At 54.8% G+C, this 15,231-nt stretch carries 13 protein-coding genes; 9 read left to right on the forward strand and 4 right to left on the reverse strand.

All coding sequences use genetic code 11. The annotated features are described in order from the left end of the window. The first annotated feature begins 13 nt into the window (after positions 1-13). Both srmB and V6940_RS18655 read left to right on the forward strand, forming a co-directional pair. Positions 14-1,348, forward strand: a complete 1,335-nt coding sequence (gene srmB, locus V6940_RS18650) for an ATP-dependent RNA helicase SrmB (protein ID WP_185670079.1) — start codon at positions 14-16, stop codon at positions 1,346-1,348. Positions 1,349-1,406: 58 nt separating this feature from the next. Then, positions 1,407-2,126: a GntR family transcriptional regulator gene (locus V6940_RS18655; protein ID WP_333496858.1), complete on the forward strand. Its 720-nt coding sequence runs from the start codon at positions 1,407-1,409 to the stop codon at positions 2,124-2,126. Position 2,127: 1 nt separating this feature from the next. On the opposite strand, the gene V6940_RS18660 is transcribed toward V6940_RS18655, so the two are convergent. Further along, positions 2,128-3,327 (reverse strand): enolase C-terminal domain-like protein, encoded by a 1,200-nt coding sequence (locus tag V6940_RS18660; RefSeq protein WP_333496859.1) that lies wholly within the window; start codon positions 3,325-3,327, stop codon positions 2,128-2,130. 272 nt (positions 3,328-3,599) lie between these two features. Between V6940_RS18660 and V6940_RS18665 the strand changes: the two genes are divergently transcribed. Continuing rightward, positions 3,600-4,967, forward strand: coding sequence for a PTS transporter subunit EIIC (locus tag V6940_RS18665; RefSeq protein WP_333496860.1), 1,368 nt, complete (start codon positions 3,600-3,602; stop codon positions 4,965-4,967). A gap of 86 nt (positions 4,968-5,053) precedes the next feature. Here the strand turns inward: V6940_RS18665 and grcA are convergent, their stop codons facing one another. Continuing rightward, positions 5,054-5,437, reverse strand: a complete 384-nt coding sequence (grcA, locus tag V6940_RS18670; RefSeq protein ID WP_185670077.1) for an autonomous glycyl radical cofactor GrcA — start codon at positions 5,435-5,437, stop codon at positions 5,054-5,056. 319 nt (positions 5,438-5,756) lie between these two features. On the opposite strand from grcA, the gene ung reads away from it, so the two are divergent. Then, a complete protein-coding gene (gene ung / locus V6940_RS18675) occupies positions 5,757-6,437 on the forward strand; it encodes a uracil-DNA glycosylase (protein WP_333496861.1) in 681 nt (226 codons plus the stop codon). A gap of 104 nt (positions 6,438-6,541) precedes the next feature. On the opposite strand, the gene V6940_RS18680 is transcribed toward ung, so the two are convergent. Continuing rightward, on the reverse strand, positions 6,542-7,642 hold the full coding sequence (locus tag V6940_RS18680) for a tRNA/rRNA methyltransferase (protein ID WP_333496862.1): 1,101 nt from the start codon (positions 7,640-7,642) through the stop codon (positions 6,542-6,544). 204 nt (positions 7,643-7,846) lie between these two features. Between V6940_RS18680 and trxC the strand changes: the two genes are divergently transcribed. The 5 genes from trxC (at position 7,847) to V6940_RS18705 (ending at position 13,568) form a co-directional block, all read left to right on the forward strand. Further along, the gene (gene trxC / locus V6940_RS18685) at positions 7,847-8,272 is read left to right on the forward strand and encodes a thioredoxin TrxC (RefSeq protein ID WP_123650357.1); all 426 of its coding nucleotides are present in this window, start codon (positions 7,847-7,849) and stop codon (positions 8,270-8,272) included. Positions 8,273-8,348: 76 nt separating this feature from the next. Then, positions 8,349-9,047: a tRNA-uridine aminocarboxypropyltransferase gene (locus tag V6940_RS18690; RefSeq protein WP_333496863.1), complete on the forward strand. Its 699-nt coding sequence runs from the start codon at positions 8,349-8,351 to the stop codon at positions 9,045-9,047. A gap of 35 nt (positions 9,048-9,082) precedes the next feature. Continuing rightward, on the forward strand, positions 9,083-11,734 hold the full coding sequence (locus V6940_RS18695) for a bifunctional acetate--CoA ligase family protein/GNAT family N-acetyltransferase (protein WP_333496864.1): 2,652 nt from the start codon (positions 9,083-9,085) through the stop codon (positions 11,732-11,734). A gap of 108 nt (positions 11,735-11,842) precedes the next feature. Continuing rightward, positions 11,843-13,198: a CDP-diacylglycerol--serine O-phosphatidyltransferase gene (gene pssA, locus V6940_RS18700; RefSeq protein WP_333496865.1), complete on the forward strand. Its 1,356-nt coding sequence runs from the start codon at positions 11,843-11,845 to the stop codon at positions 13,196-13,198. Between the two features lie 43 nt (positions 13,199-13,241). Beyond that, positions 13,242-13,568: a YfiM family lipoprotein gene (locus tag V6940_RS18705; protein ID WP_220438339.1), complete on the forward strand. Its 327-nt coding sequence runs from the start codon at positions 13,242-13,244 to the stop codon at positions 13,566-13,568. Between the two features lie 4 nt (positions 13,569-13,572). Here the strand turns inward: V6940_RS18705 and V6940_RS18710 are convergent, their stop codons facing one another. After that, positions 13,573-14,871: an MFS family transporter gene (locus V6940_RS18710; RefSeq protein ID WP_333496866.1), complete on the reverse strand. Its 1,299-nt coding sequence runs from the start codon at positions 14,869-14,871 to the stop codon at positions 13,573-13,575. Positions 14,872-15,231: the final 360 nt, after the last annotated feature.

Raw genomic sequence — 15,231 nt, forward strand, 5'->3', positions numbered from 1 at the left:
CACAGAGGTAATCATGACTGTAACGACTTTTTCCGAACTTGAACTTGACGAAAGCCTGCTGGAAGCCCTCCAGGATAAAGGCTTTACACGCCCGACTGCCATTCAGGCTGCCGCCATTCCGCCTGCGCTCGATGGACGTGATGTTCTCGGTTCTGCGCCAACCGGCACCGGTAAAACAGCGGCGTATTTGCTGCCTGCGTTGCAGCACCTGCTCGACTTTCCGCGCAAAAAATCTGGCCCGCCGCGCATCCTGATCCTCACGCCTACGCGTGAACTGGCGATGCAGGTCGCCGATCATGCTCGCGAGCTGGCAAAAAACACGCACCTGGATATCGCGACCATCACCGGTGGCGTTGCGTATATGAACCACGCTGAAGTGTTCAGCGAAAACCAGGATATCGTGGTGGCGACGACCGGTCGTCTGCTGCAGTACATTAAAGAAGAAAACTTCGACTGCCGCGCCGTTGAGACGCTGATCCTCGACGAAGCAGACCGTATGCTGGACATGGGCTTCGCCCAGGATATCGAGCATATCGCCGGTGAAACCCGCTGGCGTAAACAGACGCTGCTGTTCTCCGCGACCCTCGAAGGCGAAGCGATTAAAGACTTTGCCGAGCGTCTGCTGGAAGATCCGGTCGAAGTGTCTGCAACACCGTCGACCCGCGAGCGTAAGAAAATCCATCAGTGGTACTATCGCGCCGATAACTTCGAGCACAAGGTTGAGCTGCTGAAACACCTGCTGAAGCAGGAAGATGCCACCCGTACCATCGTGTTTGTGCGTAAGCGCGAGCGTGTGCACGAGCTGGCGGAAATCCTGCGTCAGGCAGGGATCAACAACTGCTATCTCGAAGGCGAGATGCCGCAGATTAAGCGTACCGAAGGCATTAAGCGTCTGACCGACGGTCGCGTCAACGTACTGGTTGCCACCGACGTTGCCGCACGCGGGATCGATATTCCCGACGTTAGCCACGTCATCAACTTCGACATGCCACGCGGCGCAGATACCTACCTGCACCGTATCGGCCGTACCGGCCGTGCCGGTCGTAAAGGAACGGCGATTTCTCTGGTGGAAACGCACGATCACCTGCTGCTGCTGAAAATCGGCCGCTATGTCGAAGAGCCGCTGAAATCTCGCGTCATTGACGAACTGCGTCCGACGACGCGCGCGCCGAGCGAAAAAATGACCGGCAAACCGTCGAAGAAAGTGCTCGCCAAACGCGCCGAGAAGAAGAAAGAGAAAGACAAAGAAAAACCGCGTGTGAAGGTCCGTCACCGCGATGCCAAGAACGTTGGCAAACGCCGTAAACCAAGTGGCAGCGCTGCGCCAGAGCAGACTAACGAAGAGTAAAACAAACGCCGGGATAACCTCCCGGCGTTTTCATATTGGAAGGTAACGGAAGCTGACCATGAAGAAAAAAGAGTTTGTGACTCAGGATCTCCTCAGCAAAATCTACCAGCAGCACAGCGAAGGGCCGCGCAAGCTCCCGCCGGAACGCCAGCTGGCCGAGGAGTACGGCGTGTCACGCTTTACCATTCGTCAGGCGCTGGAGAAACTTGCCAGCATCGGAGTGGTTCGCATCGTTCAGGGTTCCGGTATCTGGATTAACGAGCAGACGCGCAGCAACCCGCTGGTCTATAACTCAATCACCGAAAAGCGTTTCGATCAGATGCGCTATCGTATGGTAAGCCTGCACAAGAAGCGTCCCGAGCGGGAAGACCGACAAATTTTTGGCCTCACCGACGACGACTTTATCTGGCAGTTCTGCCGGTTGCGATTTGTCGATGACGTCGCGACCCAAATTGAAATATCCCGCATGCCCGCCGCCCTGTTCAGCGACCTCAACCAGGAAGTGATTGAACGCTCGTTACAGCAGTACGTGCTGAGCAAAGGGCTGCAGATTTCCCATCTGCTGACCAGCTATCGAGCCGTCAGCGTCAGCCGCGAGCAGTCGGTGTTGTTGGGCTGCAAAAAAGGCAGCCCGGCCATGCACATCAACAACCGTGGGATCCTCGACGGCGGGGGCGTGTACGAGATAAGCGACATTATCGATATCAATTACAGCTGCACCTACGTGATCCCCCATAACCGCGACAACCTCACCTTCCGCCAGCAGCCGCAGAGTTGATTTACGGTGTGTGAATGGTGCCATCAGGAAGGCGGCTCTGCGTCCACTCGTGCGGGCGGTACATCACCGGGTGCTTCAGCGCCAGTGCCTCATCAAAACCAACGCCAATGCCTGGTGCCGTCGGCGGATAGATAAAGCCGTTTTTCACTTCAGGTGCGCCGGGGAATACCGCATCCGTCATCGCGGAGCGCGGGATGAATTCCTGAATGGCGGCATTGTGCAGATGGATATTCAGATGGGTATTCACCGCGACACCAATCGGCGTCATATCGCCCGGCCCATGCCACGCCAGCCGCACGCCAAAGGCCTGACACAGCACCGCCAGCTTCAGCGCCGGAGTGATACCGCCAATCTGCGAAATATGACAGCGGATAAAATCGATCTGTCGGTTGACGATAAGGTCATGCCACTCCGCAGGGTTATTAAACAACTCTCCCATCGCTAACGGCACGCAAGTCTGCTGGCGAATCTGTGCCAGCCAAGGGCTCTGCTGTGGCGGTAAAATATCTTCAATAAACCACGGCTGGTAAGGTTCAAGCTGCTTTGCCAGCTGCAATGCCTGCTGCGGAAAGAGGCGTTCGTGAACATCGTGCAGGATATGGAAACGGTGGCCGTAGCGCGCGCGGAGCAGCCGAAACATCTCGACCGTATTGCGCACGTATTCGTCCTGATCGAACCATGCCCCCGGCGTTGGGTTCTCCGGGGTTTGCATTTCTCGCGGCGTTCCGCCGTAAAAACCGAGCTGGCAGCGAATATAGCGGTACCCCTGCTCCAGCAGATTATCCACGGAAACGAATAGCTCCTCCGGCGTTTCACCGCTGGCATGCGTATAAGCAGAAATCGCGTCACGCGATTTTCCGCCGAGCAGTTGATACAGCGGCATGCCGGCAAGCTGCGCTTTGATATCCCACAGCGCCATATCAACGCCGGAAATGGCATTGTTCATTACCGGGCCGTTACGCCAATAGGCGTTAACGTTCATCATCTGCCAGAGGTCTTCGATATTATTGGCATCACGGCCCACCAGCAACGGCTGTAGATATTCATCTACCAGCGTTTTCACCGCCAGCGGGCGCTGCTGGAACGTCGCACAGCCCAGCCCCACCGTTCCGTTATCCGTTGTCACCCGAACCGTCACCAGATTATGGCGGTCTGGACGGGTGATAAAGCACTCAATCGCAGTAATCAGCGTAGGTTTCACCGAAAGCTCCCAGGGAGAATTAATAATGGATTCCTATTATCTTCGCCCTATTTTCCGCATGGGGTAAACCTTTTTATTGAATAAATATTTTGGTTCAAAAACTCATTAATTTATATTTAAAAAACGTACCAATTAATCCAATAAGCGCCTTCAATAGTCAAATACAGCGCAAAATGTGATTATCATCATCTTTTATTGGTTTGTTTTTATTGAATAGCTTATTTACCATTTCCACAGACAAATAAAACAACAAACATACCGCAGGAGCCGCTATGGGGACGCAAGAGGCTATCAGCCGAATTATTGGTCTGGTGGGTGGTCAGGAAAATATCAATAAAGTCTGGCACTGTATGACCCGGCTACGCTTTGATTTGATTGATGATAATAAAGTTGCGCAGGAAGACATTAAAAAGCTGCCCGGCGTGCTGGGTGCGCAGCTACAAAGCGATCAGTTTCAGATAATCATCGGGCCAAAGGTCAACAGCTGGTATGAACTGCTGCAGGAGCGCTTAGGCAACGGTGAACAGCACGTGTCTCACAGCACGCCCAAAGCGCGAAAAAGCCTGGTCTCGCTGTTTATGGATACGGTGTCCGGCGTCTTTGGCCCTATCGTCCCCGCCATCGCGGGCGCAGGGATGATTAAAGGTCTGTTGGCGGGTCTTATCGCGCTGAAGCTGGTATCGCCGAAAAGCGATACCGTGATGATTATCGACCTGATAGCGAGCGGCGTTTTCTACTTTCTGCCGTTCTTCCTCGCCGTTTCAGCGGCGAAGATCTTTAAAACCAATGAATATCTGGCAACCGCGGTTGCGGCATGTCTGATGCATCCAACGCTGATTGACGCCGCCAAAGCGCTGGCAACCCATCAGGCCGACGCCGTCTCTGCGCTCTGGTTACTCAACGCTATTCCGGTATCGGTCTTTAACTACGCCTCCAGCGTGATACCCGTTATCTTCTCGATTCTGGCGCTGAAATATATCCATCAGGCGGTCGACAGGATAATGCCAGAGGTGCTGAAAACGGTCTTTACCCCGACGCTGACGCTGTTCCTTGGCGCGCTGGCGGCCCTGGTAGTGATTGGCCCGATTGGTATCTGGCTGGGGAAAATGCTCGCGTGGTTTATTGAAGGGCTTTTTGGCGTGTCGGCAAGCTTTGCCGGACTGGTAGTGGGAGCAATTCGCCCGGTCGCGATCCTGACCGGTATGCACCACGCTATGACGCCGATTGCACTACAGAACTTTAGCGATCGTGGCTACGACATGCTGATGCCGATGATGTTTATGGCTAACATGGCCATCGCGGGATCCACATTCGCCATCTGGCGGGTGAGCAAAGAGAACCGCACGGTCACGCTTTCTGCCGCAATTTCCGCGCTGCTGGGCATTACCGAGCCCGCGCTGTTCGGCGTGCTTACCCGCTACAAAAAAGCGTTTATCGCGGCAACTATTGCCAGCTCTCTTGCTTCCGCGTTTATCGCCTTCTTTGGCGTGCGGCTGTATGGCTATATTTTGTCGAGCATCTTTAGCCTGCCCGCCTATATCGGCCCCTACTTTGTCTTTGCGCTTTCCGGCGTGGCCATCGCACTGATCCTCTCCTTTACGCTCACCACCGTTCTGGTAGGTCGCGAAGAAGCAAAATAAAAAAATCCCCCCGCAGGCACCCTGCGGGGGGATTCATCTACTGATGTCAGGCTAGCCCGACACGCCACTTTCCCACCCCTGAGAAATTACAGGCTCTCAGTAAAAGTACGCGCAATAACGTCGCGCTGCTGTTCTGGGGTCAGAGAGTTAAAGCGCACGGCATAACCAGACACACGAATGGTCAGCTGTGGGTATTTTTCCGGATGCTCAACCGCGTCCATCAGGGTTTCACGACGCAGCACGTTCACGTTCAGGTGCTGACCGCCTTCAACGCGGACTTCTGGTTTCGCTTCAACCGGGATTTCACGGTATTCGATGTCGCCCAGCGCACTGACGGCAACAACGTCATCTTCTGCGTAACCGCCTTTTGCACACAGGCAGCGTGCTTCGCCTTTCTCGCTGTCGAGCAGCCAGAATGAGTTCAGCAGATCGTTGTTTGCAGCTTTAGTGATTTGGATACCTGTAATCATTTGATGCCTCCCTAAGGCTCTTTATATTCGTTTTTAACCGGCCTGACCGCGGCCAATTGGTAAAACCATTGTTGCTTGAGTGTATATATACCCCTCAAACACCCCTGATTCTTTGATTTAAATCAACAAAAACCACACCATAAAAAAGGTCATACGGGAAAATACTTGTTTTACATCAAGTTACGCTCCGCGACTCATGTAAAAATCGTTGTAAATCTTCAACTTTTTTTATTTCACCAGCAATGTGCATCGCCTTCCGATTTTGTGATGTCGAAAGAAGCAGTTAAGCTATACCGATAGCAATTCGCAGGAGAGCGAGATGACCACCCCTTTAACCTGGCACGACGTGCTGGCCGCTGAAAAAGAGCAGCCTTATTTTGTGAACACCCTTGCTACCGTCGCCAGCGAGCGTCAGTCCGGCCAGACTATCTATCCGCCGCAGAAAGATGTCTTTAACGCCTTTCGCTTTACCGAGTTAAACGATGTGAAGGTGGTGATTCTCGGGCAGGACCCGTATCACGGCCCTAATCAGGCGCACGGTCTGGCTTTCTCTGTGCAGCCGGGGATCGCGACGCCGCCTTCTCTATTGAATATGTACAAAGAGCTTGAAGGAACCATCCCCGGTTTTACCCGTCCAAACCACGGCTATCTTGAGAGCTGGGCGCGCCAGGGCGTGCTGCTGCTCAACACCGTGCTGACCGTTCGCGCAGGACAGGCGCACTCCCACGCCAGCCTCGGCTGGGAAACCTTTACCGATAAAGTGATCGCGCTGATTAACGAACATCGCGAAGGCGTGGTGTTCTTATTATGGGGATCGCACGCGCAGAAAAAAGGCGCCATTATCGATACTCAGCGCCACTGCGTGCTGAAAGCACCGCACCCATCACCGCTTTCCGCGCATCGCGGGTTCTTTGGCAGCAACCATTTTGTGAAGGCGAATGAGTGGCTGGTGCAGCGCGGTGAAGCGCCGATTGACTGGATGCCGGTGCTGCCGGAATAGTTCGGAGGTTTTCCCGGCGTCGTGTTGCTCAGCCGGGGAATGGTGTAGATATAAAAAAACCGGTCGAGTCGCCTCTACCGGTTTTTTTTCAACATCGCGTTTGCTTACGCTTTATGCTGACGCCACCATTCGGCTAACAGCACGCCCGTCGCCACGGAGACGTTCAGACCTTCAACGGCACGCGTCCCGTCGATAGACACGCTCATATCAGCGATAGCGGCAGCTGCTTCGGAAACGCCATCGCGATCCTGGCCCAGCGCCAGAACCATCTTCTTAGGCAGCTCGGATTTGAACAGCGGCATGCCACGACCGTTGCCGCTGGTCGTTACGATGGTGTAACCCGCATCGCGGAACTGCTCCAGCGCATCGATGAAACCATCACCGGTGATTGGCTCAACGTGTTCAGCACCACCTTCTGCGGTACGGATAGCGGCACCGGATTCCAGCAACGCGGCGTCCTGCAGTACCACGCCTTTCACACCGAAGTGCGCGCAGCTGCGGATCATCGCGCCGAGGTTGTGCGGGTTACCCGCGTCTTCCAGCGCCAGTACGCAATCTTCTTCACCGCTTTTCGCAACCCACTGCTGTACGGACGTCCCGTTACGCTTTTTGATCAGGAAGCAAACGCCGCCGTGGTGCTCAGTGCCGGACGCTTTCGCCAGCTCTTCTTCATCAACCACGTGATAAGCTTTACGGTTCGCCGCCATCCAGCGCAGCGCTTCTTTAAAGCGTGGGGTAACGCTCTGTACGAACCATGCGCGAACGATCGCGTCCGGGCGGCTCTGGAACAGCGCCTGACAGGCGTTTTCACCGTATACACGGGTCTCTTCTGCGCGCTGACGACGCAGTACTTCTGGATCGATAAAGCTTTTACCGCTGATCCCGCCGTGATCGGCTTTCGCTGGAGCGTCGTCACCCGGAGCACGGGAAACCGTACGCCATGGGGAGCCTTCACCACGATCGCGATCGCGTTCTACATCGCGGTCACGGCCACGTTCACGGCCGCGTTCGCTGTTAGGACCCTTTCTCTCATCACGGGCAGGGCGACGACCGCCTTCGGCACGGGAAGCACCAGCACGGGATGTGCCAGGACGGCCTCCGCCTTTACCAGTACGAGGATTTTGGGTGCGTTTGTCCGAGTCATCGTCACTGCGGACGTACATCACTTTGACCTTGCCGTTTTTGTTCTTCAGTTCGTCGCTCATGTTTTTCTCCACCTGCGCTGCGCGAAGCGCGCAGATTACCTGATGTGTTAGCGCTTAGCCATTACTTCATAAAAAAGACCACGACTATTATATCCATCGGATAAAACGCCTTGTTGATTAATACAGTCTTGTTGATAATGTGTAACATTATAGAAACATCCGGCAACACTGCCGTTCTGCAACACGATGACCCAGAGGTGAGTTATGAATACCGTTTGTGCCCACTGCCAGGCGCTTAATCGCATTCCGGAAGCGCGTATTAACGAAGCGGCAAAATGTGGACGCTGTGGTGAAGACCTGTTCGATGGCGAAGTGATTAACGCTACGGACAGCACGCTGGATAAACTGCTGAAGGACGATCTTCCCGTTGTTGTTGATTTCTGGGCGCCATGGTGCGGCCCATGCCGTAACTTCGCGCCCATCTTCGAAGATGTCGCCGAAGAGCAAAGCGGCAAAATTCGCTTTGTGAAAGTGAACACCGAAGCGGAACGAGAACTCAGCGCCCGCTTCCGCATCCGCAGCATTCCGACCATTATGATTTTCAAAAATGGTGAAGTTGTCGATATGCTCAACGGCGCGGTACCGAAAGCGCCGTTTGAAAGCTGGCTGAACGAAGCGCTGCAGGCATAATCCCCACGGGGCACATCTTGTGCCCCGTATTCGCCTCTGCGACAATAGCGTTTTTGCCGTACGATTCCCGATTCCCATGATTGATAACGCCGTTCTTCGGTTGCGCGCCGAGCGACTTGCCCGCGCGACTCGCCCCTTTCTTGCCCGTGGTAATCGGGTTCGTCGCTGCCAGCGCTGTCTGCTGGTGCAACGCTATTGTCTGTGCGACACCATCGCCCCGCATCCGGCAAAGAGCCGTTTTTGTCTGGTGATGTTCGATACCGAACCGATGAAGCCCAGCAACACAGGCCGCCTGATTGCCGACATTTTGCCGCAAACCGAGGCTTTTCAATGGTCACGTACCGCGCCACCTCAGGCGCTGCTCGAGCTGGTTAAAAATCCGGACTACCAGCCGATGGTGGTTTTCCCATCGTCCTACGCAGACCCGGACCGTCAGGTGCTCACTACGCCACCCGCTGGAAAACCGCCGCTGTTTATTATGTTAGACGGAACCTGGCCAGAAGCGCGGAAAATGTTCCGCAAAAGCCCGTGGCTGGACAATCTGCCGCTTATCTCCGTCGACCTGTCGCGCGTATCGGCCTACAGCCTGCGCGAAGCACATGTCGAAGGTCAGTACTGCACCGCCGAAGTCGCCATTGCGCTACTGGATTTAGCCAACGACACCGGGGCAGCCTCTGCGCTCAGCGGACACTTCACTCGTTTTCGTGAGCACTACCTTGCAGGAAAAGCTCATCATCAGGGGAACATCACAACAGCCGAAGCGGAAAACGGTTAAACTCATCAGATTACTGTCGCGTAAGGAAGACGGCTATGAGTCAACGTGGGCTGGAAGCACTTCTGAGGCCAAAATCCATTGCGGTGATTGGTGCCTCGATGAAACCACAGCGGGCCGGTTTTTTAATGATGCAGAATCTGCTGGCCGGCGGCTTTGCCGGCCCCGTTCTGCCCGTTACCCCAGCCTGGAAAGCAGTGCTTGGCGTTCTCGCCTGGCCGACGATTGATAGCCTCCCCTTTTCGCCGGATCTCGCGGTGCTTTGCACCCACGCTCGCCGCAACTTTGAGCTACTGGAAGCGCTGGGGGAAAAGGGCTGTAAAACCTGCATTATTCTCTCTTCTACCCCTGACCAGTTCAGCGCGCTAAAAGCCTGCGCCGCACGCTATCAGATGCGTCTGCTGGGGCCAAACAGCCTCGGGCTACTGGCGCCATGGCAGGGCCTGAACGCCAGCTTTTCCCCGGTACCCATTCGCAAAGGCAAGCTGGCCTTTATTTCTCAATCGGCCGCCGTTTCCAATACCATCCTCGACTGGGCGCAGCAGCGGGAAATGGGGTTTTCTTACTTTATCGCGCTGGGCGACAGCCTGGATATTGATGTCGACGACCTGCTCGACTATCTGGCGCGAGACACTAAAACCAGCGCTATTCTGCTCTATCTGGAGCAGCTCAGCGATGCGCGGCGCTTCGTCTCCGCCGCCCGTAGCGCTTCACGCAATAAACCGATTCTGGTGATTAAAAGTGGACGCAGCCCGGCCGCTCAGCGTCTGCTGCACGTGAACTCCGGGATGGACCCTGCCTGGGATGCGGCCATTCAGCGCGCAGGTCTGCTGCGCGTACAGGATACCCACGAGCTTTTCTCCGCCGTTGAAACCCTCAGCCATATGCGCCCGCTACGCGGCGAGCGGCTGATGATTATCAGCAACGGCGCGGCTCCGGCCGCACTGGCGCTGGACGAGCACTGGGCGCGCAACGGGAAGCTTGCCACCCTCAGTGACGATACGCGCCAACAATTACAGCAACTGTTGCCGGACACCGTTGAGGCCAATAACCCGCTGGATCTGCGCGATGATGCCAGCATTGAACACTATTTAGCGGCGGTGAATGTGCTGCTCAATAGCCCGGACCTGGATGCCTTGATGGTGATCCACTCCCCTAGCGCGACGGCGCCGGGCAGTGAAAGCGCCACCGCGCTGATTGACCTTATCAAAAAGCACCCTCGCGGGAACTACATCAGCGTGCTGACCAACTGGTGCGGCGAATACTCCTCACGGGAAGCGCGCCGTATGTTCAGCGATGCGGGCATTCCAACCTACCGCACGCCGGAAGGGACGATTACCGCTTTTATGCATATGGTGGAATACCGGCGTAATCAGAAGCAACTGCGGGAAACACCAGCGCTACCGCATAGCCTGACGGCCAATACCAGCCAGGCACATGAGCTACTACAGCAGGCAATAGACAGCGGCATCAGCGCGCTGGACACCCACAAAGTGCGCCCGATTCTGGAGGCCTATGGGCTGAATACGCTGCCAACCTGGATTGCCTCAGACAGCGCCGAGGCGGTACATATCGCCGAGCAAATTGGTTACCCGGTGGCGTTGAAACTGCGCTCGCCAGACATTCCGCACAAATCTGAAGTTCAGGGCGTCATGCTCTACCTGCGCACCGCCACCGAGGTGCAGCAGGCCGCTGATGCGATCCTCGACCGCGTCAAAATGGCCTGGCCGCAGGCGCGCATTCACGGCCTGCTGGTGCAGAGTATGGCCAACCGTGCTGGCGCCCAGGAGCTGCGCGTGGTGGTTGAGCACGACCCGGTTTTTGGCCCGCTGATTATGTTGGGCGAAGGCGGCGTAGAGTGGCGTGCAGAAGATCAGGCCGCCGTGGCGCTGCCACCGCTGAATATGACGCTGGCGCGCTATCTGGTGATTCAGGCCATTAAGAGTAAGAAAATCCGCGGCCGCAGTGCGCTGCGCCCATTAGATATTCCGGGCTTAAGTCAGCTGTTGGTGCAGGTTTCAAACCTGATTGTCGACTGCCCGGAGATCCAACGCCTGGATATTCACCCGCTGCTGGTTTCCGGCAACGAATTTACCGCGCTGGATGTGACGCTGGATATCGCCCCGTTTAGCGGCTCGAGCGAAAGCCGGCTTGCCATTCGTCCGTATCCTCAGCATCTGGAAGAGTGGGTCACCATGAAAAACGGTGAACGCTGCCTGTTTCGCCCTATCCTGCCGGAAGATGAGCCGCTATTGCAGCAGTTTATCGCCCGGGTCACAAAAGAGGATCTCTACTACCGCTACTTTAGCGAGATTAACGAATTTACCCATGACGATTTAGCCAACATGACGCAGATCGACTACGATCGAGAAATGGCCTTTGTGGCGGTTCACGGCTCTGGCGACGATACCGAGATCCTCGGCGTGACCCGCGCGATTTCCGATCCGGATAATATTGACGCGGAATTTGCCGTACTGGTTCGTTCCGATCTAAAAGGCCTTGGGCTCGGCGGGAGGTTGCTGGATAAGCTTATCGGCTACACTCGCGCTCACGGTTTACTGCGCCTGAACGGCATTACTATGCCCAATAATCGCGGGATGATAGCGCTCGCGAGGAAGCTAGGTTTTGACGTTGATATTCAGCTGGAAGATGGCATCGTCGGGCTATCCCTAAGGCTGAGTGATGACTAAGTTGCTGGAAATGCTGCCCTTACCCGACAGAGATGGTATCATTGACCGCTTACGTCGTCTGCCAGGTACAGAGGACCCTTCACTAAACCAGAGAAGATACGCACTGTGATGTTGTCAAAATTTAAGCGTAATAAACATCAACAACACCTTGCCCAACTACCCAAGCTTTCACAGTCTGTTGATGATATTGAATTTTTCTATACTCCAGCAGATTTCCGTGAAGCTCTGCTCGCAAAAATCGCCAGCGCCACGCGCCGAATTTGCATCGTCGCGTTGTACCTCGAACAGGACGACGCCGGAAAGACGATTCTGCAAGCCTTGTACGAAGCAAAACGTCAACGCCCGGAACTTGAAGTCCGCGTGCTGGTTGACTGGCATCGCGCACAGCGTGGGCGTATTGGTGCTGCCGCGTCTAATACCAATGCGGACTGGTACTGCCGTACTGCGAAAGAGAATCCGGGCGTAGAGGTTCCCGTTTATGGCGTGCCTATTAACACCCGTGAAGCGCTCGGCGTGCTGCACTTTAAGGGCTTCATTATTGATGACTGCGTGCTGTACAGCGGCGCGAGTATCAACGATGTCTATCTGCATCAGCACGATAAATATCGCTATGACCGCTATCAGTGCATCCATAACCCACAGATGGCCGACATCATGTTTAATTGGGTGTCGGAGAATCTGGTTGAAGGCCGTGGTGTTAACCGTCTCGATAATACCGAGCGTCCGAAAAGCCCGGAAATCAAAAACGATATTCGCCTTTATCGTCAGGAACTGCGCGATACCAGCTACCATTTTGAGGGTAATGCCAGCGATGACGAGCTTACCGTTACGCCGCTGGTCGGTCTGGGCAAAACCAGCGTACTGAACAAAACGATTTTCCACCTGATGCCGTGCACTGAGGAAAAGCTCACCATCTGCACGCCATACTTCAACCTGCCTGCGCTGCTGGTGCGGAATATTATTCGCCTGCTGCGGGATGGGAAAAAGGTCGAGATCATCGTCGGCGATAAGACGGCAAACGACTTCTACATTCCAGAAAACGAGCCGTTTAAAATTATCGGTGCGCTGCCTTATCTGTATGAGATTAACCTGCGCCGCTTCCTGAGCCGCCTGCAGTATTACATCAATACCGATCAGCTGACCGTGCGCCTGTGGAAAGACGAGGATAATACCTATCACCTGAAAGGGATGTGGGTCGATAACGAGTGGATCCTGCTGACCGGCAACAACCTTAACCCGCGCGCCTGGCGCCTGGATCTAGAAAACGCCGTGCTGATCCACGATCCGAAAAAGCAGCTGGCTTCTATGCGCCAGAAAGAGCTGGATCTGATCCGCAAACACACGACGGTGGTAAATGACTTCCGCGATCTGCAAAGCATCGCTGAATACCCCGTTAAGGTGCGTAAGCTGATTCGCCGTCTGCGACGTATTCGTATCGACCGACTGATCAGCCGTATCCTTTAAATTGCAGCCCCGTTTCGACGGGGCTTTTTTTCAAGGAGCTATAATGACCCGCATCCTCGTTCTTTGTAGCGCACTCGTATTAAGCGGCTGTAGCCATATGGCAAACGACAGCTGGAGCGGGCAGGATAAAGCCCAGCATTTTATTGCCTCCGCCATGCTCTCTGCCGCCGGTAACGAATATGCGCAGCACCAGGGCATCAGCCGCGACCGCAGCGCCGCCATTGGCTTTATGTTTTCCGTCAGTCTGGGCGCATCAAAGGAGCTGTGGGATAGCCGCCCGGCGGGAAGCGGCTGGAGCTGGAAAGACTTTGCGTGGGATGTCGCCGGTGCCACAACCGGCTATGCGGTGTGGCAGCTGGCGCAGCATTAGCGTGCTACAGGCGTAACCCTTTCCCTTTGCGGTGCAGCTTCAGCGAGACGAGGAACGCCAGCGCCGCCATCACCGTAACGTACCAGAAGAAGGCCGTCTCAATCCCGGATGACTTCAGCGACAGTGCAACGTACTCAGCCGAACCGCCAAACAACGCATTCGCTACCGCATAAGAGAGCCCGACCCCCAGAGCTCGAACCTGTGCCGGGAACATTTCAGCCTTCAGAATCCCGCTGATTGAGGTATAGAAGCTGGTAATCAACAGTGCGCACATCACCAGACCAAATGCAGCATAAGGCGAAGTAACGTTTTGCAATGCCGAGAGAATCGGCACGGTAAACAGCGTCGCCAGTGCGCCGAAGCAGAGCATTGAAGTGCGGCGTCCTACCTTATCCGACAACAGGCCAAAGAATGGTTGTACCAGCATATAAACAAACAGCGCTGCCGTCATAATCACGCTGGCGAGATTAGCGCTCATGCCTGCAGTATTCACCAGATACTTCTGCATGTAGGTGGTGAAGGTATAGAAGCTTAGCGACCCGGCAGCAGTAAAGCCCAACACCATCAGGAAGGCTCGGCGGTTACGCCATAACCCTTTGAAGGAACCTGCCTCTTTTAACGTACGCGTCTCTTTTTGTGACGTTTCATCGAGTTGACGGCGCAGCCACAGTGCAACAATCGCCAGCACTGCGCCCATAGCGAACGGTATACGCCATCCCCAGGCGTGGAGGCTTTCGCTGTCCATCACGTTTTGCAGAATAACAACGACCAGCACTGCCAGTAGTTGACCGCCGATTAAGGTGACGTACTGGAAAGAAGCATAGAAGCCTTTACGCCCTTCAACCGCCACTTCACTCATATAGGTCGCACTTGTACCATACTCCCCACCAACGGAGAGCCCCTGGAATAGGCGCGCCAGCAGCAGCAGTGCCGGAGCCCAGGTGCCAATCACGCTGTAGCCCGGCAGACAGGCAATCACCAGCGAACCAAAGCACATCATGCAAACGGAGATAAGCATGGAGACTTTACGTCCACGACGGTCGGCGATGCGGCCAAACAGCCATCCGCCAATAGGGCGCATCAGAAAACCGGCGGCAAAGACGCCTGCGGTTTGCAGGAGCTGGGTGGTGGTATTTCCGGATGGAAAGAAGATGTGGGCAAAATACAGAGAACAGAATGAGTAGACATAAAAGTCAAACCATTCAACGAGATTCCCCGATGATGCCCCGACAATTGCCATGATACGACGGCGAGTATCGCTGCCGGTAAGCGTCCCTTCCGGGGTCACACTGGTTACAGCCATTTGTTAACTCCTGCCAAAAGCGATCTCCTGCCTTAACCGGGCGTAACACGTCACGCAGGCAGATATTTTAGTAAATGAAATGTTATATAATTGTTATATGTAAATTAGTGATCGATATCACGTTTTTCATTAGCAAGATCACGATTTAGGAGTAACTTCAGTTGTGAGGTTCGTTTGAAGGGAAAAACGAGCGGAGTAGATATGTATCCGGCAGTGTGCATGGCCCCAGAGTCGGCGTAAACGCCTCGTCCGGGCTACGGATTGGGCATTATCCGTACACATTATCACTGCACTTTTATTTTCTACAGACGCAAAAAAGCCCATCCGTCAGGATGGGCTTCTTCACTAAATTGATGCCTG

The sequence above is a fragment of the Kluyvera sp. CHPC 1.251 genome, from assembly GCF_036759945.1.
GTDB classification, from domain to species: domain Bacteria; phylum Pseudomonadota; class Gammaproteobacteria; order Enterobacterales; family Enterobacteriaceae; genus Kluyvera; species Kluyvera sichuanensis.

What these genes read in the sequence shown, in the direction of transcription:
- srmB (WP_185670079.1), top strand. Translation starts at nt 14, where the DNA reads ATGACTGTAACGACTTTTTCCGAACTTGAACTTGACGAAAGCCTGCTG.
- V6940_RS18655 (WP_333496858.1), top strand. Translation starts at nt 1,407, where the DNA reads ATGAAGAAAAAAGAGTTTGTGACTCAGGATCTCCTCAGCAAAATCTAC.
- V6940_RS18665 (WP_333496860.1), top strand. Translation starts at nt 3,600, where the DNA reads ATGGGGACGCAAGAGGCTATCAGCCGAATTATTGGTCTGGTGGGTGGT.
- grcA (WP_185670077.1), bottom strand. Translation starts at nt 5,437, where the DNA reads ATGATTACAGGTATCCAAATCACTAAAGCTGCAAACAACGATCTGCTG.
- ung (WP_333496861.1), top strand. Translation starts at nt 5,757, where the DNA reads ATGACCACCCCTTTAACCTGGCACGACGTGCTGGCCGCTGAAAAAGAG.
- V6940_RS18680 (WP_333496862.1), bottom strand. Translation starts at nt 7,642, where the DNA reads ATGAGCGACGAACTGAAGAACAAAAACGGCAAGGTCAAAGTGATGTAC.
- trxC (WP_123650357.1), top strand. Translation starts at nt 7,847, where the DNA reads ATGAATACCGTTTGTGCCCACTGCCAGGCGCTTAATCGCATTCCGGAA.
- V6940_RS18690 (WP_333496863.1), top strand. Translation starts at nt 8,349, where the DNA reads ATGATTGATAACGCCGTTCTTCGGTTGCGCGCCGAGCGACTTGCCCGC.
- V6940_RS18695 (WP_333496864.1), top strand. Translation starts at nt 9,083, where the DNA reads ATGAGTCAACGTGGGCTGGAAGCACTTCTGAGGCCAAAATCCATTGCG.
- pssA (WP_333496865.1), top strand. Translation starts at nt 11,843, where the DNA reads ATGTTGTCAAAATTTAAGCGTAATAAACATCAACAACACCTTGCCCAA.
- V6940_RS18705 (WP_220438339.1), top strand. Translation starts at nt 13,242, where the DNA reads ATGACCCGCATCCTCGTTCTTTGTAGCGCACTCGTATTAAGCGGCTGT.
- V6940_RS18710 (WP_333496866.1), bottom strand. Translation starts at nt 14,871, where the DNA reads ATGGCTGTAACCAGTGTGACCCCGGAAGGGACGCTTACCGGCAGCGAT.